Consider the following 19,984-nt stretch of genomic DNA (forward strand, 5'->3'; position numbering starts at 1 on the left):
ATTTGATACTTGAACATCACTAAACGGTATATAAAAGCATTATAGGTATGCACCTAGTTATAAATACACTGAAGATATTAAAGGCACTGTTCACATTTAATGACATGCCTGTCGGATGAACTCAGTGAATAAGGTGCAGCATGAAACAGACTTCAGTGAAGAACGGTACACGTAAAGGATGGCACCGTGTTGCCTTATTAAGCGCGTTAATTTTCGGCAGTGCAACTGCCTCTGCTACTGAGTTGCTTAACAGCTCTTATGATGTTTCCCGCGAGTTATTCACGGCCCTCAATCCCGGCTTCCAGCAACAGTGGGAGCAGCAAAATCCCGGCGACAAGCTGACCATCAAACAATCTCATGCTGGGTCGTCTAAACAGGCACTGGCTATCTTACAGGGCTTGAAAGCAGATGTGGTGACTTATAACCAAGTCACCGATGTGCAGATCCTACATGACCGGGGCAATCTGATCCCGGCCGACTGGCAGGCGCGGTTACCTAATAACAGCTCACCGTTTTATTCCACCATGGCATTCCTAGTACGTAAGGGTAATCCAAAGAATATCCACAACTGGGATGATCTGGTGCGTGAAGACGTCAAACTGGTGTTCCCGAATCCAAAAACTTCCGGTAATGGCCGTTACACCTATCTGGCGGCATGGGGTGCTACCCAACAAGCGAATGGTAAGGATGAGGCTAAAACCCGCGACTGGATGAAGCGTTTCCTGACCAATGTAGTGGTGTTTGATACTGGTGGCCGTGGTGCTACCACCACCTTCGTTGAACGCGGGTTGGGTGATGTACTGATCAGTTTTGAATCGGAAGTTAACAATATCCGTAAAGAGTATGGCAGTGATAAATACGAAGTAATTGTCCCGCCGGTAGATATTTTGGCTGAATTCCCGGTGGCCTGGGTGGATAAAAATGTCGAGAAGAATGGCACTGAGAAAGCGGCTAAAGCTTATCTCAACTATCTCTACAGTCCGCCAGCACAGCAAGTGATCACCAGCTTTAATTATCGGGTTTACGACAAAGCGGCAATGGAAGCGGCCAAGTCTCAATTCCCACAAACCAAACTATTCCGTGTTGAAGATCAATTCGGTAGCTGGCCGCAGGTGATGAGTACTCATTTCGTGACTGGCGGCGTGCTGGATAAATTGTTAGCGCAAGGGCATCAGTAATGTTGTCGGCATCCAGTAAACGGGTTCTGCCCGGATTTACCCTCAGTCTCGGGAGCAGCCTGCTTTACACCTGCCTGATCTTATTATTACCGCTCAGCGCGTTAGTCATGCAGGTTGCACAGATGAGTTGGACCCAGTACTGGGAGGTGATTACTAACCCCCAAGTGGTCGCTGCTTATAAAGTGACCTTACTGGCCGCAGGCGTCGCCAGCGTATTTAATGCGGTTTTCGGTATGTTGATGGCGTGGATTCTGACCCGCTATCAGTTCCCCGGCCGCAGTTTGTTGGATGGTTTGATGGATTTGCCGTTCGCCTTACCCACGGCGGTGGCGGGTCTGACATTAGCAACGCTATTTTCGACCACCGGTTGGTACGGTGCCTGGTTGAACGAACTGGGGATTAAAGTCTCCTTTACCTGGTTGGGGATTGCCGTGGCGATGGCGTTTACCAGCTTGCCGTTTGTGGTGCGCACAGTACAACCGGTGTTGGAAGAATTGGGTCCCGAATATGAAGAAGCCGCGGAAACTCTCGGCGCCAGCCGTTGGCAGAGCTTCCGGCTGGTGGTGATGCCAGAACTGGCTCCGGCATTACTGGCAGGCACTGCTTTATCCTTTACCCGCAGTCTGGGGGAGTTTGGCGCAGTTATCTTTATCGCCGGTAACATTGCCTGGAAGACCGAAGTGACCTCGCTGATGATCTTCATCCGACTACAAGAATTTGATTACCCGGCTGCCAGTGCAATTGCTTCCGTTATTCTGGCCGTTTCATTGGTATTGCTGTTTGGTATTAACACGTTACAAAGCCGCTTTGGTCGGCGGATAGGCGGGCACTGATGGCTGATATCACTGAATTTAACGGCGTAGCTCGCCCACCCATCAATTGGGGTAAATGGACCCTGATCGCCATCGGCGCGGTGTTCTCATTTTTACTGTTAGTGATCCCGATGGTGTGGATCTTTATCACTGCTTTTTCCAAAGGGATAGCGGTGGTCGGGCAGAATTTATTAGACCCGGACATGTTGCATGCCATTTGGCTGACAGTGCTGGTGGCACTGATTACGGTGCCGGTGAATTTGGTGTTTGGTGTGGTACTGGCATGGTTGGTGACGCGGTTTGTATTTCCCGGCCGCCAGCTATTGATGACCCTAATTGATATTCCGTTTGCGGTCTCACCGGTAGTCGCCGGCCTGATGTATCTGCTGTTTTACGGTTCAAATGGTGTGGTGGGGGGCTGGTTAGATTCTCACGACATTCAATTGATGTTCTCGTGGCCCGGTATGGTGTTGGTCACCATTTTCGTCACCTGCCCATTTGTGGTGCGTGAACTGGTGCCGGTGATGATGAGTCAGGGCAGCCAGGAAGATGAAGCCGCAGTATTACTGGGTGCATCCGGCTGGCAGATGTTCCGCCGGGTAACGTTACCGAACATTCGCTGGGCATTATTGTATGGCGTGGTGTTGACCAATGCCCGCGCCATTGGCGAGTTCGGGGCAGTCTCGGTGGTATCCGGTTCTATTCGTGGCGAAACCTACACCTTGCCACTGCAAGTTGAGTTGTTGCATCAGGATTACAATACTGCCGGGGCATTTACCGCCGCGGCGTTACTGACCCTGATGGCAATATTGACCCTTTTTCTGAAAAGCGGCCTGCAATGGCGCTTAGCGCGTCAGGTTGTTCGTCTCGAACAGGAGCAAAAGCATGAGCATTGAGATTGATAATATCAGCAAGTATTTTGGTCGCACCAAGGTACTGAATGACATCCGGCTTGATATTCCTTCTGGCCAGATGGTGGCTTTGCTTGGTCCTTCCGGCTCGGGGAAAACGACCCTTCTGCGCATTATTGCCGGGCTGGAGAACCAGAACGCTGGACGTTTAAGTTTCCATGGCACTGACGTTAGCCGCCTGCATGCCCGTGATCGACGTGTCGGGTTCGTTTTTCAGCATTACGCCTTGTTCCGCCATATGACAGTATTCGATAACATTGCATTTGGTTTGACGGTGTTACCGCGCCGTGAACGGCCGAATGCGGCAGCTATCAAACAGAAGGTGGAGCAACTGTTGGAGATGGTGCAATTAGGTCATCTTGCCAGCCGTTACCCATCACAACTTTCTGGTGGGCAGAAACAGCGTGTGGCCCTGGCGCGGGCGTTGGCCGTCGAGCCACAAATTCTGTTGCTGGATGAGCCATTCGGTGCGCTGGATGCACAGGTGCGTAAAGAGTTACGTCGCTGGTTGCGTCAGTTACATGAAGAGCTGAAATTTACCAGCGTCTTCGTCACTCATGATCAGGAAGAAGCCATGGAAGTTGCTGATCGGGTGGTGGTGATGAGTCAGGGTAATATCGAGCAGGTCGGGACGCCAGATGAAGTGTGGCGCTACCCTGCGACCCGCTTTGTGCTGGAATTCCTGGGCGAAGTTAATCGCTTGAGTGGGGAGATTCGAGGCTCACAACTCTATATTGGCGCGCACCACTGGCCGCTGGATTTGGCCCCAATGCATCAGGGCAGTGTTGATTTATTCTTGCGTCCGTGGGAGATGGAAGTCAATACACACGCCAGTGATCGTTGCCCACTGCCAGTACAAGTGCTTGAAGTCAGCCCGCGTGGTCACTTCTGGCAACTGACGGTGCAACCTATTGGTTGGCATCAGGATCCTATCAGCGTGGTACTGCCGGAAGGCGAAATTGACGCCCCGGTGCGCGGTAACCGTTATTATGTGGGCGGGTTAAATGCACGCTTATATTCTGGCGACCAATTATTACAACCCATTGCTTTAGCCCAAAGCGCCTGATAAGTTTTTCTTCTTTTGGTAAACATAGAATTATACCCAACGTCATTGGAGTGGCAGCAAGGCAGCTAACGAGCGAATCCCGATGAGCTTACATAAGTAAGTGATTCGGGTTCGTGAGAGCAGTGAACATAGCTGCCACTTCAAGGAGGAAGGGTATTTAATAGGTATTTACAGTGACAACCCTCGAACAATGCATCGGCAACACCCCACTCGTCAAACTGCAACGTTTAAGCCAAGGGCTGGATGCGCAGATTTGGGTCAAATTGGAAGGAAATAATCCGGCAGGCTCGGTCAAAGACCGTGCGGCACTAACCATGATCCGGCAGGCAGAATTACGTGGAGAAATAGCTCCGGGTGATGTGTTGATCGAGGCGACCAGCGGCAATACTGGTATTGCGCTGGCGATGATCGCCGCGATGAAGGGCTATAAGCTAAAGCTACTGATGCCGGAAAATATGAGTCAAGAGCGGCAGGCCGCAATGCGTGCCTACGGTGCGGAGTTAATTCTGGTTAGTCGTGAGCAAGGAATGGAAGGGGCGCGCGATGAAGCGCTAAGGATGCAGGCTGAAGGGCAGGGTAAGGTGTTGGATCAGTTCAATAACAGCGATAACCCCTACGCACATTTCACCGGTACTGGGCCAGAAATCTGGCAACAAACCGCGGGTAAAGTGAGCCATTTTGTGTCCAGCATGGGAACTACCGGGACGATTACCGGCGTTAGCCAATATCTGAAAAGCCAAAACCCGCAAGTTACCATTATCGGCCTGCAACCGGCAGAAGGAAGTAGTATTCCTGGTATCCGCCGTTGGTCACCGGGATACATGCCGGGGATTTTCCGCCCGGAGTTGGTTGATCAGGTACTGGATATCACCCAGAGCGAAGCAGAGAAAACGACACGAAGGCTGGCCACGGAAGAGGGCATTTTTTGTGGTGTCAGTTCTGGCGGTGCGGTTGCCGGCGCGCTGCGAGTGGCGGCACAGAACCCCGCAGCGGTGATCGTGGCGATTATTTGTGACCGTGGTGACCGATACTTGTCGACAGGTGTTTTTGATTAAGTAGGCCGAGCGTTACGTATCAACTCTATCTGATCGCGCTATCAGATGGGGTTGATATGATATTTTGCCTTCCTCGCAATACTTCAACTTTTATAGTTTTGAACCTATAAATTATAAAAAGGAACGGAGCTTTGGTGCCAGAGATTTTGATTTATAATTAATCATATTTAAAAGCCTCAGAACCCCGTTGCTGTCCTTTCCCTGTAAGCAAATTGTCTGCTAGAGGCTATCTAGTGGTAAATGAAATTTATGCAATCAACTGTGGCTATTAGTACAAGCCTGCTTTGCTAATATAGTTAATTCACGTCACATTGTTAGAATAAATATTGTAGGAATATTCGTACAATTAGCTTCATTGATTCCGTGGTGAATTTGAATGTGAGTTGTTTACAGGTATGAGTTATAAGGGTATTTTAATTTAATTTTGAGAAATTTCTTATAAATCAACTAACTATATCTAATTTATTTGGCTATCAATGGTTACATTCTGTAACATTTAACCAATTGGTGTTAGCTGTCTATTCTTCCTATACTGCTGCTGTTCGTATTTTGCTTATATTTTCTATTGGAATCACATATAGATTTTATTTGATGTTTTAGTTGTATGAGTATTTATTTCACTGATTTTAGCAAGTTAACGGGTTGTAATATTTATTAAAACTCGTTAAATGTAAATTATAATTATCAACAGTGTTGTAGCCGCAATTTTTATTGATTTACCCCTTCATTTAGAGTTTTGCTGGCAAAACGTCTGTATTTTAGCCCAATGTGGGCTTATTCCTCTGGGCTAGTCGTATGTTGCGACATGTGTTGATTGAACATGATACGGACGATCGACGAACTTAATTTACCTGAGCTGGGTAATGATCATTTTATTACTCGAATTTTCTGTTGATGATTGCATTAGACGTGATGGGGAAATGCCCGCGCAAATAACAAATGATGAAACCCATGTTTATTGAAAAAATAAAGTCGGCTTGGCCAGGTGATATGTTGAAGCGCGTGCGCATGTCACACTTAACTCTGTCCAAGCTACAGCGCCATTTAGGTAAGGTTATGATTCTGATACCGATGTTGCTGCTGATTCTCTACTTGTTAATTTTTAGCCAACCACGCTATCTCAGTGAATCTAAAGTCGCCATCAAACATTCCAACGATATCAATGGCAGTAATCTGAATGTCGCTTTGCTGATGGGTGCTGGCAGCCCTAGTTCTGCGGAAGATGCCTTATATCTGAAGGAATATATTAATTCTCCTGATATGTTGGCGGTCTTGGATAAACAGCTCGATTTTCGTCAGGCATTCGGTCATAGCGGCTGGGATTTTTTCTATCATTTGTCAGATAGTGCCACTCGCGAGCAATTCCTTAATTATTACCGTAACCGTATCTCCGTTTCTTACGATGACAAAACAGGTTTCCTCACCATTGGTACCCAAGGATTCTCGCCTGAATTTGCTCAACGGTTCAATCAGGCTGTTTTGAAAGAATCCGAAAGATTTATCAATGAGATCTCACACCGAATTGCCCGCGAGCAGTTGCTGTTTGCCGAAAACGAAATGCAGGAAGCGCGCGTTCGTTTGAATAGCAGCAAAACCGAACTACTCACTTACCAGAACAGCAATAATATTCTTGACCCTGAAGCTCAGGCTTTGGCTGCCACTACGTTGATTAACACCTTGGTTAGCCAACGCATTCAGATGGAAGCAGAATTGCGTAACCTACTGACTTTTCTCCGTGAAGATGCACCTCAGGTCATCAGTGCGAAGAACGCACTCAAGTCGCTCTCCAGCCAGATTGATAATGAAAAAAGCAAAATTACTGCGCCCGATGGTCACAAATTGAACCGTATGGCGGTAGATTTTGAAGAGATTAAAGCCAAGGTACAGTTCGATACTGATATCTACAAATTGACCCTGACATCGATTGAAAAAACCCGTGTTGATGCGGCAAGAAAACTGAAAATGTTGTCAGTGATCAGCTCTCCTCAGCTACCGCAGGAGTCAAAGTTCCCCAACAGTTTGTATCTGCTTATCAGTTGGTTACTGGTTTGTGGCTTACTTTTTGGTACTGTCAAATTATTGCTGGCGGTGATTGACGATCATAAAGATTGACGCCGTTTTAACGCTATTTCTAGCTTGTCGGAATGACACCGCAGGCAGTAACTCAGAGCATGCTATGAAATTATTGAAATCTGTTCTTCTGATTATTGCCATACAGGCAACACCCGCTCAGGCCGTTGATCTGAATGCCGATCCCAATATGACCGGGGCCGCACCGTTACCGTCGATTATTTCAGGTCAAAGCCAGAGACCTTATAGCGATAGCCAGTTTGACGATACCCCCCCTCCGGTGATCCCGGTGGTGATGAGTCGGATGTTTGGCGCGCAACTCTTTACCTCGGTCTCGGCGGCAGATAGTGGTTCCAGCATCGGTTTCAATCCAAACTACGTAGTGAGTTTGGGGGATCAGATTCAGATACGGTTATGGGGCGCATTTAACTTTGAAGGTGCGCTGAGTGTGGACCCGAAAGGCAATATCTTCTTGCCAAACGTTGGCCCGCTGAAAGTAGTTGGCATCCCGAATAGCCAGATCAACAGTGTGGTGACTGCCAAAGTCAAACAGGTCTATCAGTCGAATGTGAATGTCTACGCCTCTTTATTACAGGCCCAGCCGGTCAAAGTGTTTGTCACCGGTTACGTTAATAACCCCGGATTGTACGGCGGGGTGGCATCTGACTCGTTACTCTCCTATCTCAGTAAAGCCGGTGGTGTCGATACTCAGAGAGGCAGCTATGTGGATATCAGCATCAAACGTGGTAACCGCGTGCGCTCACAGGTTAATTTGTACGACTTTCTCCTTAACGGCAATTTGGGGCTATCACAGTTTGCTGACGGCGATACCATCGTAGTCGGCCCACGCCAGCACACTTTCAGTGTCGAAGGCGAAGTGTTCAACAGCTATGACTTTGAATTCCGCAACAGCACGATTCCGGTGAGTGAAGCGCTCAGTTGGGCACGCCCTAAGCCGGGGGCCACACATATGACCATTATCCGCCAGCAGGGTACGATTAAGCGCAGTGAATACTATCCACTTAGCTCTGCACCGGGGCGTTCATTACAAGATGGCGATAAGCTGATTATCAGCACTGATCGCTACTCAGGAACCATTCAGGTTCGAATCGAAGGGGCGCATTCCGGCGAGCATGCCATGGTACTGCCTTATGGTGCGACTATGCGTCAGGTGCTGGCAAAAATCCGCCCTAATAGCATGTCGCAAATGGACTCGATCCAACTGTATCGCCGCTCGGTCGCGCTGCGTCAGAAAGAGATGCTTGACCTGTCACTGCAAAAACTTGAAGAAGCCTCTTTATCAGCACAGTCTTCCACTTCAGAAGAGGCCCGTCTGCGAATGCAAGAAGCGCAGCTTATCAGTCGCTTTGTTACCAAAGCCCGCAACGTGGTACCTAAGGGTGAAGTGGTGCTCAACGAAAGTAATCTTGATCAGGTGATTCTGGAGGACGGTGACGTAATTAAGATCCCTGAAAAGACCTCGCTGGTCATGATCCATGGCGAAGTAATGTTCCCGAATGCGGTGAGTTGGCAGAAAGGTCTTAGCCCGGATGATTACATTACCAAGGTTGGCGGTTACACGCAAAAAGCCAGTAACACCAAAGTCATTCTGATTAAACAGAATGGTGAAGCACTGAATGCTGAAGACGTCAAAACGCTGCAACCGGGTGACGAACTGATGGTATTACCGAAGTTTGAATCGAAGAACATCGAAGTAACGCGGGGGATTTCGACCATTCTTTACCAGTTGGCAGTTGCCGCTAAAGTGGTGCTAACACTCTGATGATAGGCATCTTTTCGGCAGGAATCTATCACATCGAGCATCTGGAAAACTTTCTGGCTGAACCCTGCTGCAAGCTGTCATCGTTGCGATCAATTCCGCCGGGGATAAGCGCGGTGGCGGTGTGGGGCCATCGTCCAAGTGGTGATAAAGCGGTTGCGTTGGCGCGAGCTTCCAGCTTGCCTGTTGTGCGTCTTGAAGACGGTTTTATCCGCTCGTTGGGGTTGGGCGTGTCAGGCTGCCCACCACTGTCGATGGTGGTGGATACTCAGAGTATCTATTACGACGCCAGCCGGCCAAGCTCGCTGGAAAGGCTGATTCTTGACCGGGCCGGTAACCAGCCACTTTATGCCGACGCCCGAGAGGCAATGCAGTTAATTGTTGATGCTGACTTGTCGAAATATAACCTGGCACCGGCATTCAGCGGCGTGCCTGCGCAAGGTGATGCGGTGTTGGTCGTGGACCAGACTTTTGGTGACATGGCGGTTAAATACGGCAATGCCGATGCGGCAGACTTTGAGGCCATGTTAGATGCCGCGCTGAATGAAAACCCACAGGCAGAGGTTTGGCTGAAAATTCATCCCGATGTTTTACAGGGTAAGAAAGCAGGCTACTTCAAGGCAATACCAAAAAATCCACGCATCAAGTTGCTGGCAGAAAATGTCAGCCCGCAGTCGTTATTGCGCCAGGTCAGTCGTGTGTATGTGGTGACTTCGCAATATGGTTTTGAAGCGTTGCTGGCGGGTAAAGCTGTCACGGTATTTGGTCAACCCTGGTATGCCGGTTGGGGATTGACTGACGATCGCCACCCGCAGGCTGGCGGATTATCGGCCCGGCGTGGGCAGGCCAGTTTGTTGGATTTATTCAGCGCCGCCTATCTGCGCTACAGCCGTTATATCGATCCCTGTAGTGGCCAGCCGGCGACATTATTTGCTGTGTTAGAAGGTTTGTTGATGCAAAAAAACCATCAACTACAACGCCAGGGTCAGTTATGGGCGCCGGGTTTAACACTTTGGAAACGCAGCATTTTTTTACTGTTTTTAAAAACCACACTGAACAACGTCTCTTTCAGAGACGGTAAAACATCGAACACGGCTTGTGTGGTGTGGGGCAATAAAGGCGAACAGCGCTGGCAAGCAAAGGCTCAGGCGCAAAAAGTGCCGGTATGGCGTATGGAAGATGGGTTTATACGCTCATCGGGGCTGGGTTCTGACTTGCATCCACCGCTGTCGCTGGTGCTGGATAAAAGCGGCATTTACTACGATGCCACCCGGCCGAGTGATCTTGAGTCGTTACTCAACAGCAGCCGGTTAACTGACCTACAGCGAGTGCGGGCCGCAAAGCTTCGCCAGCGATTGGTCAGTGGCAAAATCAGTAAATACAACATTGGCGCGCCATTCAGTCTGCCGCCGCAAGCCAGTGGCAAACGCATTTTGCTGGTATCCGGCCAGGTGGAAGACGATGCATCCATTTTGAGCGGAACAATCAGTATTCGTACCAATAGTGAACTGCTGAAAACGGTGCGCCAGCGTAACCCGGACGCTTTCATTATCTATAAGCCGCACCCGGACGTATTGGTTGGCAACCGGCAAGGGCATATTCCTGCGGCTGATATTGCGCGTTGGGCTAACACTCAGGCGCAGGATGCCGACATCATCCAATGCATTCAGGCTGCGGATGAGTTGCATACTTTGACGTCGCTTTCGGGCTTTGAAGCGCTGTTGCATGGGAAGCAGGTATTTTGCTACGGCATACCTTTTTATGCCGGTTGGGGGCTGACACAGGACGAACATTCTGCACCACGCCGGCAGCGCACATTGACGCTGGATGACTTGGTATATCAGGCGTTGATCGCTTATCCGACCTATGTTGACCCTCTTCGGCGTGAAGCAATAACCGCAGAACGGGCGTTAGACATTTTGGCGGCTCAGCCACGTGCTGAAATGCAATTTAGCAAAAAAAAATCGGGCAGGATTATGCGTAATTATAGAAAACTGCTCATGCTAACTAAAGTGACAATAAACTTATAAATCAGTCTGTTAAATGATAATGGTGACGTGTTTATGCTTACAGATTGCCGTGCACTGACAACACTTCTTGCTGGCAAGAAGTACCTACTGTTACAAGGCCCGATGGGACCTTATTTCAGTGATACCGCTGAGTGGCTTGAATCTCAGGGGTGCGAAGCGGTGAACGTAGTATTCAACGGCGGTGACAAGTTTTATTGCCGTAAGCGTGACTATTTGGTGTTCAGGCAGACGCCGAAAGAGTTCCCCACCTGGTTGAAAGATACCTGGCAAGATTACCACTTCGACACTATTTTGTGTTTTGGTGATTGCCGCCCGCTACACCAAGTTGCCAGGCTTTGGGCGCAGACCAAAGGGGTGCGCTTTCTGGCGTTTGAGGAAGGCTACCTCCGCCCGCATTTTATTACCCTCGAAGAGGGCGGGGTGAATGCGTTTTCCGCCTTGCCACGTAATCCTGATTTCTACCGTAAGTTGCCAGAAATTAAAGCACCGGTCGCCAAAAAATTGACATCATGCTTTAGTCTGCGGGTACGCCGTTGCATCGGTTATTATCTGGCGGGCTGGTTTTACCGCCACCAATTTCCACAATATCGTCACCATAAATCCTTTTCACCTTGGTACGAAGCCCGTTGCTGGATACGTGCTGCCGCGCGTAAACAGTGGTACCGATTCTTGCAACGAAAAGTGCTGAGTCAACTACAGGGCGAGCTTGACCAGCGCTACCATCTGGTGGTTTTACAGGTCTACAATGATAGCCAGATCCGCAACCACAGCCCATACAACGACGTGCGTGATTACATCAATGACGTAATGTATTCATTTTCAAAAAAAGCCTGTAGTGACCAGTGGTTAGTTATCAAACATCACCCTATGGACCGGGGGCATCGCCTGTACGGGCCATTAATCCGTAAACTCGGTAAGCAGTACAACATCAGCGAGCGGGTAAAATATGTACACGATTTGCCGATGCCGGAATTACTGACTCACGCCAAGGCGGTGGTAACGATTAATAGCACTGCCGGGTTATCAGCCCTTATTCATAACAAGCCGTTGATCGTTATGGGTAACGCGCTGTATGACATGAAAGGGTTAACGTTTCAGGGGCACCTCAATCAATTTTGGCAGTCTGATTTCAAGCCAGATATGAAGTTATTCAAAAAATTCCGGCTATATATACTGAGAAACACCCAGATTAATGCGGTTTATTATGGTGATAATCAGCTTGAACTGATACCTACGGTAAAGACCGAATATAAAGACGAATATTACCGGATCCCGGTTTAGTGAGTTTTGGGGATACTTTTCAGGATGGGGCGGAGAAATGATTATTGCTGATGCCGATAAATAATACAGATAATACTGCTGTAACCATTTTCCGATTATTGTTGCGCTGCCACCTCTGGTTAGTATTAGCCACAGCCACCTCATACACATTATCGCTACAAGCTGCTCAACTGACATGCTATTTGCCTGATGCCACCGCGTTACAGGGGAATATCAGCTTGCAGCCGCACTGTATTTATCGTCAATCCCTACTGATATCGCACAGCAATACTCATCTCGACTGTCAAGGGGCGACGTTGGAAGGGGACAATAATCTACCCTTTGGCATAATGGTCAATAGCAAAGGCAAACCACTAAAAAACGTCAGCATCAAAAATTGCCATATCCGCAACTTTAGTCGCAGTGGTATCCGTATTACCTCTAATATTCCGGCTAATCAACTTAGCACCGATCACCAGATTAATTATCACCGAACGCCGATGGGGATTCTTATCGACGCGGTAGTGGTGACCGGCAGTGGGCGAGTGGGCATCTATTTTGATGATTACGTGACTGACTCCACTCTCAGTAATTCTACTGTTCAGCAGTCTTATATGTCGGGAATATATCTGGAACACTCATCACGCAACAACCGGATTATTAATAACCGTATAGTGAATAATGGTCATGAGAGTCTGGGGCGGGGCAAGCGAGAAGGATTAGCGGTGGATTCATCCGCCAATAATCTGATAGAGGGGAATCTATTTAAAGGCAATGGTGCGGGTGGTGTGTTTTTGTATAAGAACTGTGGCGAGCATTACAGCAGTGGGAACTCTGTTATCCGCTGGCAGCACAGCGACCACAATATTATCCGCAATAACACCTTTACCGACGAGCAGATCGGTATTTGGCTAGCCTCCCGCCAAAGCAGAGATCTCTCTGGTTTTGATTGTGGTGATAAACCCAAAGATAATTCTGGTCAGTACTTTGCTGACTACGCCGATAACAATGTGCTGGAAGGGAATAAGTTTATTGGCACTCGTGTAGATATTAAAGATGAGGGGGTGGGGAATATGAAATAAATAGTTTAAACTTTTTGGTTTTGCTAACTTATTTTATGGGTGAATTTAAAATACTACCGATAAGATTTTTCAATAATACAATGATTGCTATATGCGTACTGAGTATACAGACAGATATAGTACTTCATACTGTCTGCAACTCACATATTAAAATGCTACAGGGTGTATATTAAATAAAATAGAGTGAGCGGATATACCACAAGCATTAAATTAACTACTAGGGGGGCTGCTAAAATTTATTTACTCAGCAACTTTTGAGAGTATTAGCATCATTTGAGAATTATGAAGCCTTGACCAACTGTCTTGCGGAGCGTTATCAGGGTAATAATGAAGTATTGACGACCAACAGTGAATTGCTTCATCCCATTTGCAACAAAGTTGAGCTAATTCGGCTCTCAAAATCCATTCATCTATACTGTCTGGGAACCTATTTTTAGAATTTTTGATTAAAGTTATTGCTTCTTCTATCATTCCCAACATTCTATAAGAATGTGCTAAACGGTAGTTTGCAATATCATAATTAGTGAGTAATTTTGACCAGACTTTAGCAGAAGCATCCCATTTTTTTAATAAGTAGTTAATTTCTCCTAGTTCAAATAAAAACTCTTGGTTATCGAAAGTTTTAATTGGGAGTTTATCAAGAACCACTGCTGCTTCTGAATTATTTCCTTGTAAGCGCAATCCTTTTATGTAGGTGATGATAAGTTCATCAGATATAGAGACTATATCAATATTTTTATTATTAATTTGTTGGGTTACTTTAATCCATTTCTCTTCTAAGAAAGAAATTTTCGCATTTTCATAATTTAATGCTATTTTATCACCTGGTATTTTTGATGCTAACTCAAGTTTCTTCCTTGCGATGTCATAGTTACCCATTTCTCTATTGCAGCGGGCTAGCATGATATAGCTTTGTAATCTTGAAAAATCACAATTAATAAAATCTACAGAGTTATTTTCTATAAGGTCAATAGTATTTGACCACTCGCCGTGACAGATATAATACCAAGATTTACTGAGCAAAGAATGTTTTTCGCTAGTACCAAAGTTTAGCCTTTTATAAATATGATCAAATTTTGCTGCGTTTGATTGCTCTGCAATAGATTGCAGGAAATAAATAGTGTCTTCATTACTACGGTTGGGTAACATTGCCCAGCATTCGGCGGAAAGTTCCCATTGTTGAAGTTTCATCTGAATGAAAGCATATTCACGAAGTACCGGCTCTGGCCAAATGGATTTATCGTGTCCATAATATTCATTAATTACTTCCAGCGCTAAATTAATATTTCCAAGGTTATTAAGTGAAACTATTTTTTGAACTGTTGCTTCATTTTTTTGCTGCTCATTCCCACTATTTAAAACTAATGACCAGCGAGAAAGCGCAAGATTCCAGTTTTTGCTATTACTTGCATGAGTAGCATATTCAAATAATATATCCACATCTATAAAATCAGTTGGCAAAGGCTTATCCAGCGCTTCAATAGCGTTGAAAACACGCTCGCAGTTATTCCCATCGCGATTTTGGAATGTATCATTGATACGTTTCTTAATTTGTTTCGAGGGTTTTGCTGAATTTTTAAGAAGAATATTTAACTCTAAGAAAAAATCATTCTCGTTAGTGACTACTGGGCCAAATCCATCCTTGCGATAATCATAATATCCTTTGGCATACGTATGGGAGCCTTGGAAAACAGTATCTTCGTCAAACTGATAATAAATTGTTGGTTTAGATTGCACAGCCATATCAAAAGCAACGGAAGAATAGTCTGTAACTAACAATGAAGCCTCATTGAACAACTCTTGCATTCCTTTATTGTCTTGATTACCAACTTTTATAAATTCAGGGATATTAAATTTACTCAGATAAGGCAAGATATTCACATGAGGATAGAAAATTACCTCATAGCCATATTTCAAATAGATCCGATATAAATCAGGTGAATGGAGTAGGTTGTACCAATGCTTTGCATAACAAGAACTCATGAAAAGAGGATTAAGCTCCCTCTCTGAGCCTTCTTTATTTGCTTTTCCGACAATAGAGGATCTCCATGTAGGCATGATCAATATTTTCTTATTACTATTCCAGACTGATTTTAATAATTTATCATGCCTTGGAAAACCGGTAAGAACAACCTCTTTTTTACCAAACTTGTACTGCGAGTTGTTAGAGGTAATAGAGTCAAACTCAGGTTTCGATGCTGTGATAAAACAGTCTATATTCTCTTTTTGATTTAGCCATCCAGAAAGGTCATCTTTAGTTACTCCGTGTTGTAAGAAAATAAAGTGCCTACCGGATAACATTTTTGGTCCAAGGAAATTAGTCACACAATAATCCGCATGAGAACTAATTACTTTTGAGCAACTTTCTAGTGCAGATTTATGTTCCTCACTACCGAAATCAAGTAAAGAAAAATTTTCCTGTTCTAGGCGTGTCCAGTCATGAGAACTAGACCTTAGTACATAGAACATTTTAATTTCGGGATGATTAATTTTAATATGGCGATATAAGTGTTCAGCATTATCATCAGCATGGGTATCACGATCCATTAGTATCCATGAATTTTTATATTTTTCTGATGTTTTATATTTTGGTATTATTGCGTTAAAATGTTTAATAATCGCATCGCCACGGACGCCATCTTTCTCCTGTTTCCCAGAAAGAGATATTCGTGCAGGTTTACCACAAATACTTATTTTTATAACTGACTTTGACTCAAATTTAACCCATAACCTTCTTTCGTTGACGAAATCGTTAGAGAGAAATTTATATTTTTTATAAAAACTGGGATGGTATCAACATCATTGATGGTTACATGTTCAAGTTCATGTTTATCTGTAAAATAGCGTAATTGAGCAAGACCTTTATTTTTGTCATATGACTCTATATATACTATTTGAAATGGAGGTTCACTTTTTTTAAAGCATGATAACATACCAACCTTATGATAGAACCAACACCCTGCAAGTCCGAACTGCATAATGATCTTATCATCGATCATTGAGAAAATATCATATATATTTTTTTCAAACTCTTCAATTTTTTCATTATCTAAAAATGAAAGTTTATACTCATGGTTTATAAATCTTCTTAGATACCAAAAAATATGATATAAAACCTGAAGCTGTAGTGATTCTGGAATAGGTCTACCTGATTGAAGGTAGCGCTGCATTGACTCGATACAGCCTTTTCGTAAAACTATATCGTATAACCCTGGTTTTTCCCATGAGCTATCTAAAGTGGATGTACCATCACTTCTTTTTCGATAATAGTATTTGGCTTTCTTTAAAAATGCTGCATTACCATAATCTAGAGGAAAAAGATATTTTGTTATAAAGTGAGCATCTTCATAGTTAGGTTTTATATCTACATCAAACGATATATTGTTATCCTTGATATTAGACAGTCTAAAAATAGCAGAACTTGCAGATAACTGAATTTGTTTTCCTAAGTTATTTATTGGAACTAACGTTTCCTCTTTTGCAAATCTATATTTTAATGGGTGAGTGTCTTTATATTGATTTGTAGCATCAAAGTAAAATATTAGATTACAACCTATTAAATCTAATTTTTTATTGATATTTTTATTAATGAAAATATCAATTGACGAAAAATAATTTTGATCAATTATATCATCAGGGTCAATGAACGTTACCCATTCTGTATTAGCATGATCTAAACCAAGGTTTCGTGCAGATGCTTGCCCACCATTTTCCTTATATATATAAGTTATATTTAATGGGTATTTTTTTTGCCAGGATTTTATTATTTGTGCTGAGCTATCAGTTGAACCATCATCGACTAAAATTATGTGAATGCTTTTTTTGAAATCCATGTGTTGATTAATAATACTTTTAAAGTATTCATCTAGATATCTTCCGACATTATATACTGCTGAGATTATAGTATATTGATGGGTGCCATTATATTTTTTTAGCATTATTTTTTTATTTTATTTTCTCGCTTTACTAACATGTCCGAGAAGAATAATTTTGGATTGCGTATTAATTTTTTAAACTTTCTGGTAAGCATTTTATTTCTCTGATTCAAAATGATATTTAAGTTCGGTATTTAATAATGACTTATAGTTTGCAAACGGTGCTTTCTGAGTATTAAAATCATTAGCACAAAATGAATGAGGCATACACCCCTCTTTTTTAGCAATCTTCAATGCCTTAAAACTACTTCTTGCAGCGGTAGACCTAATATTAAAATAGTAGCAAATATCCCGTACTGGAGTGGCCTCACCTTGAATATAGGACATCCAAGGGACGAAGAAAGTCGCGAGATTCATATCATTATTTGTTCTGAATTTATTGGGTAAAAATTTTCTTATTTCATATTCATAAAGCTTCCAACTTTTTTCGAAAATACTCTTCCTGAGTGGGACATAGGTATGAACTAGCGGTGTATCAATTGCTATCTGAAAATCTTTGTCAAAAATTTCTACTGCATTATGCGAGGCTGATAGTGTGGGAGTATCAGTTCCCCTAGCTTGCATGTTGGTTAAGCTTTTTTGGGAGAGAAATAATGAGGCAAGACCATTACCTTTAAAAAAATGCCCAGCAGGCAATGGTCTTGCAACAAACACATCATCGTTGAAGTAAATAAAATGCTCAGCTAACCCTGGAATTTTATGTAAATACGCCTCTATGACATGTGAGTTAAAGGTTGGTAGATAGTGGCTTTCAATTATTTCGCCATGGTCAACTATTTTTATGCGTTCGTCAGTTTGTAGCCATTGAGGGCGTTGGTTATCTGTGACAATATAAATGTGCCGAACCCAAGGTAGGTATAGTTCTACACTTTTAATAGAGTATCGTAATTCATCATGATTACTAAATCTGGCCTTATCTGTTGCGTGTTTACCAAGAGTATTTGAGTCAGTAAGGCTTTTATATTTTTGATAGCGCTGTTGCCACTCGATGTCAGAATCATCGACCCATGTAAAAACGACATCTATAGGAAAATCGATATGAATTAATTTTTCCATTGACAGATCATGACGGATAAGAATTTCTTCTTCAATTTCTGGACAAAAAACTTCATTTCTAATTATAGGGTATTTTTTATTAAAATAGTCACGAAAGAATACCCCAGGACTTTTAAGGAATTTTTTAATTTTTTTCATTTTATTATCTACGATTAAAAATCGTGATTGTCATGCGGATGACATTTATGAGTTGTATCCTGAATGGGGAGTATAGTCAAAACCCTGAGGCTAAATTTACAGGTTGTTTTAATTTATCTTATTTGCTTAAAACTAAAGCAACAAAACTATATCCCTTCATCCACTTTATAAACCGCAATCGCTTCATCTACTGACTCGAAATATTTCACCTGATTATCTCGGCCAATAAATAGCGCGGCATCGCAGAACTCTTTCAGTGAACCGAGGCTATGGGAAACCATAAGAAAGCTTGATTCCTGGTGGCGGGATTTGAACAGGTCTGCACATTTTTGTTTAAAGCGCGCATCCCCTACAGCGGTGACTTCGTCCACCAGATAGTAATCAAACTTAAATGCCATACTCAGGCCAAAACCCAGGCGGGATTTCATGCCAGAAGAGTAGGTTTTGATTGGCATATCAAAGTATTTGCCAAGCTCGGCGAACTCTTCAACAAAGGCTACTTTCTCTCGTAATTCACGGTCTGTTGCATACAGGCGGGCGACAAACTTAACGTTTTCACGCCCGGTCAAACTCCCTTGGAATCCACCTGCTAGTCCTACTGGCCAGGAGATCGTTTTATCGGTAATAACTTTGCCGCTATCAGGCCGGTCGATACCACCGATGACACGTAATAACGTTGATTTACCTGAACCATTGCGACCAATTAAGGCCACACTTTTATTAGCAGGAAACTCGACATGCAGATTTTTAAAAACATAATGGCGCCCAGCAGGGGTACGATAAGATTTGGTTAGATTTTCAATTCTGATCATGAGGTTAGCATCGCCTCTTCACCGTTACGGTACAACACAAGCCCAACAAACAGACTGACCAACGTACAGAAGGCCAGATAGTATAAGTTGGCACCTTCGCTGACATAACCCGGAACGACGGCTTCACGGCATAGCTCAACGACATGGACTAACGGATTCCACAGTAAGTACGGCCAGTAATCCTTTGGAATTGAATGGAGCGGAAACATAATGCAGGAAATAAAGTAGAGCGGTTTTAACAGAATGGGTAGAAACTTCTCGGTTTCGGGGAAGGTTTTTCCTATCACCATAAAACTCAGACCGACGCCGCAGGAGAAAATGATTAGCATTAACCAGACTAGAACCAGCGAAATAAGGTTAATGACTTCAAACTCCTCGCCAAGCAGGCCGACGATCGCCATCAGTAAGATGTAAACTACCGCATAAATTAATGATTCTAAAACAGCGCGGGCAATGATGGTGTCTATCGGCCTTACCGGGCGATAGTTAAATAAGCCTTGGTTGGCTTCTATAGCACCAATCGACCGGTTACTGATATTAATGAATACGAAGTAGGGAACAATCCCATTAATCAGAAAAACCGGGAAGGAAATATCTGGCATGGTACGCTGCATAATGTAGCCGAAAATGCCTAGTAGCATGAGCATGTGAGCCATAGGCTCTAGCGCCGCCCAAAGATAACCCAGCCGATACTTGCCAAATCTAGTTTTAATTTCCCTTAGAAACAAAGCGTTAACGGCAGCTTTTTGTACTTCGAAACCACTACGAGCCATCTGTTGTTGTCCAAAAATTTAATCTG

General features: G+C 44.2%; 15 protein-coding genes. 10 read left to right on the forward strand and 5 right to left on the reverse strand.

Annotation, left to right across the window (positions count from 1 at the left end):
* Positions 1-140 precede the first annotated feature (140 nt).
* From V2A84_RS02655 to V2A84_RS02700, 10 genes are all read left to right on the forward strand, one after another.
* Complete coding sequence (locus tag V2A84_RS02655) at positions 141-1,178, forward strand: sulfate ABC transporter substrate-binding protein (protein ID WP_083163396.1); 1,038 nt, start codon at positions 141-143, stop codon at positions 1,176-1,178.
* A complete protein-coding gene (gene cysT, locus V2A84_RS02660; RefSeq protein ID WP_083163399.1) occupies positions 1,178-2,011 on the forward strand; it encodes a sulfate/thiosulfate ABC transporter permease CysT in 834 nt (277 codons plus the stop codon). The genes V2A84_RS02655 and cysT overlap by 1 nt, the downstream gene beginning before the upstream one ends.
* Positions 2,011-2,886, forward strand: coding sequence for a sulfate/thiosulfate ABC transporter permease CysW (gene cysW, locus V2A84_RS02665; protein ID WP_083163401.1), 876 nt, complete (start codon positions 2,011-2,013; stop codon positions 2,884-2,886). The genes cysT and cysW overlap by 1 nt, the downstream gene beginning before the upstream one ends.
* Positions 2,876-3,967, forward strand: a complete 1,092-nt coding sequence (gene cysA / locus V2A84_RS02670) for a sulfate/thiosulfate ABC transporter ATP-binding protein CysA (RefSeq protein WP_083163403.1) — start codon at positions 2,876-2,878, stop codon at positions 3,965-3,967. The genes cysW and cysA overlap by 11 nt, the downstream gene beginning before the upstream one ends.
* A gap of 173 nt (positions 3,968-4,140) precedes the next feature.
* The gene (cysM, locus tag V2A84_RS02675) at positions 4,141-5,022 is read left to right on the forward strand and encodes a cysteine synthase CysM (RefSeq protein WP_083163406.1); all 882 of its coding nucleotides are present in this window, start codon (positions 4,141-4,143) and stop codon (positions 5,020-5,022) included.
* Positions 5,023-5,961: 939 nt separating this feature from the next.
* The gene (locus tag V2A84_RS02680) at positions 5,962-7,134 is read left to right on the forward strand and encodes a capsule biosynthesis protein (RefSeq protein WP_442848571.1); all 1,173 of its coding nucleotides are present in this window, start codon (positions 5,962-5,964) and stop codon (positions 7,132-7,134) included.
* A gap of 64 nt (positions 7,135-7,198) precedes the next feature.
* On the forward strand, positions 7,199-8,875 hold the full coding sequence (locus tag V2A84_RS02685; protein ID WP_420073822.1) for a polysaccharide biosynthesis/export family protein: 1,677 nt from the start codon (positions 7,199-7,201) through the stop codon (positions 8,873-8,875).
* Positions 8,875-10,902: a capsular polysaccharide biosynthesis protein gene (locus V2A84_RS02690; RefSeq protein ID WP_442848572.1), complete on the forward strand. Its 2,028-nt coding sequence runs from the start codon at positions 8,875-8,877 to the stop codon at positions 10,900-10,902. The genes V2A84_RS02685 and V2A84_RS02690 overlap by 1 nt, the downstream gene beginning before the upstream one ends.
* Positions 10,903-10,935: 33 nt before the next feature.
* Positions 10,936-12,183 (forward strand): capsule biosynthesis protein, encoded by a 1,248-nt coding sequence (locus V2A84_RS02695; protein ID WP_442848573.1) that lies wholly within the window; start codon positions 10,936-10,938, stop codon positions 12,181-12,183.
* A gap of 50 nt (positions 12,184-12,233) precedes the next feature.
* Complete coding sequence (locus tag V2A84_RS02700) at positions 12,234-13,244, forward strand: right-handed parallel beta-helix repeat-containing protein (protein WP_442848574.1); 1,011 nt, start codon at positions 12,234-12,236, stop codon at positions 13,242-13,244.
* 240 nt (positions 13,245-13,484) lie between these two features.
* On the opposite strand, the gene V2A84_RS02705 is transcribed toward V2A84_RS02700, so the two are convergent.
* From V2A84_RS02705 to V2A84_RS02725, 5 genes are all read right to left on the reverse strand, one after another.
* Complete coding sequence (locus V2A84_RS02705; protein ID WP_442848575.1) at positions 13,485-15,791, reverse strand: CDP-glycerol glycerophosphotransferase family protein; 2,307 nt, start codon at positions 15,789-15,791, stop codon at positions 13,485-13,487.
* Between the two features lie 149 nt (positions 15,792-15,940).
* On the reverse strand, positions 15,941-17,182 hold the full coding sequence (locus V2A84_RS02710; RefSeq protein WP_442848576.1) for a glycosyltransferase: 1,242 nt from the start codon (positions 17,180-17,182) through the stop codon (positions 15,941-15,943).
* A 93-nt stretch (positions 17,183-17,275) separates the two neighbouring features.
* The gene (locus tag V2A84_RS02715; RefSeq protein WP_083163415.1) at positions 17,276-18,373 is read right to left on the reverse strand and encodes a stealth family protein; all 1,098 of its coding nucleotides are present in this window, start codon (positions 18,371-18,373) and stop codon (positions 17,276-17,278) included.
* Between the two features lie 146 nt (positions 18,374-18,519).
* Complete coding sequence (locus tag V2A84_RS02720; RefSeq protein ID WP_083163418.1) at positions 18,520-19,185, reverse strand: ABC transporter ATP-binding protein; 666 nt, start codon at positions 19,183-19,185, stop codon at positions 18,520-18,522.
* On the reverse strand, positions 19,182-19,958 hold the full coding sequence (locus tag V2A84_RS02725; RefSeq protein ID WP_083163420.1) for an ABC transporter permease: 777 nt from the start codon (positions 19,956-19,958) through the stop codon (positions 19,182-19,184). The genes V2A84_RS02720 and V2A84_RS02725 overlap by 4 nt, the downstream gene beginning before the upstream one ends.
* Positions 19,959-19,984 lie beyond the last annotated feature (26 nt).

Origin of the sequence: Yersinia sp. 2553 StPb PI (assembly GCF_052217105.1) — a bacterium.
GTDB lineage: Bacteria > Pseudomonadota > Gammaproteobacteria > Enterobacterales > Enterobacteriaceae > Yersinia > Yersinia enterocolitica_E.

Coding starts and splice junctions, on each gene's coding strand:
- V2A84_RS02655 (WP_083163396.1), top strand. CDS start 141: ATGAAACAGACTTCAGTGAAGAACGGTACACGTAAAGGATGGCACCGT.
- cysT (WP_083163399.1), top strand. CDS start 1,178: ATGTTGTCGGCATCCAGTAAACGGGTTCTGCCCGGATTTACCCTCAGT.
- cysW (WP_083163401.1), top strand. CDS start 2,011: ATGGCTGATATCACTGAATTTAACGGCGTAGCTCGCCCACCCATCAAT.
- cysA (WP_083163403.1), top strand. CDS start 2,876: ATGAGCATTGAGATTGATAATATCAGCAAGTATTTTGGTCGCACCAAG.
- V2A84_RS02680 (WP_442848571.1), top strand. CDS start 5,962: ATGATGAAACCCATGTTTATTGAAAAAATAAAGTCGGCTTGGCCAGGT.
- V2A84_RS02685 (WP_420073822.1), top strand. CDS start 7,199: ATGAAATTATTGAAATCTGTTCTTCTGATTATTGCCATACAGGCAACA.
- V2A84_RS02690 (WP_442848572.1), top strand. CDS start 8,875: ATGATAGGCATCTTTTCGGCAGGAATCTATCACATCGAGCATCTGGAA.
- V2A84_RS02695 (WP_442848573.1), top strand. CDS start 10,936: ATGCTTACAGATTGCCGTGCACTGACAACACTTCTTGCTGGCAAGAAG.
- V2A84_RS02700 (WP_442848574.1), top strand. CDS start 12,234: ATGCCGATAAATAATACAGATAATACTGCTGTAACCATTTTCCGATTA.
- V2A84_RS02705 (WP_442848575.1), bottom strand. CDS start 15,791: ATGGATCGTGATACCCATGCTGATGATAATGCTGAACACTTATATCGC.
- V2A84_RS02710 (WP_442848576.1), bottom strand. CDS start 17,182: ATGCTAAAAAAATATAATGGCACCCATCAATATACTATAATCTCAGCA.
- V2A84_RS02715 (WP_083163415.1), bottom strand. CDS start 18,373: ATGAAAAAAATTAAAAAATTCCTTAAAAGTCCTGGGGTATTCTTTCGT.
- V2A84_RS02720 (WP_083163418.1), bottom strand. CDS start 19,185: ATGATCAGAATTGAAAATCTAACCAAATCTTATCGTACCCCTGCTGGG.
- V2A84_RS02725 (WP_083163420.1), bottom strand. CDS start 19,958: ATGGCTCGTAGTGGTTTCGAAGTACAAAAAGCTGCCGTTAACGCTTTG.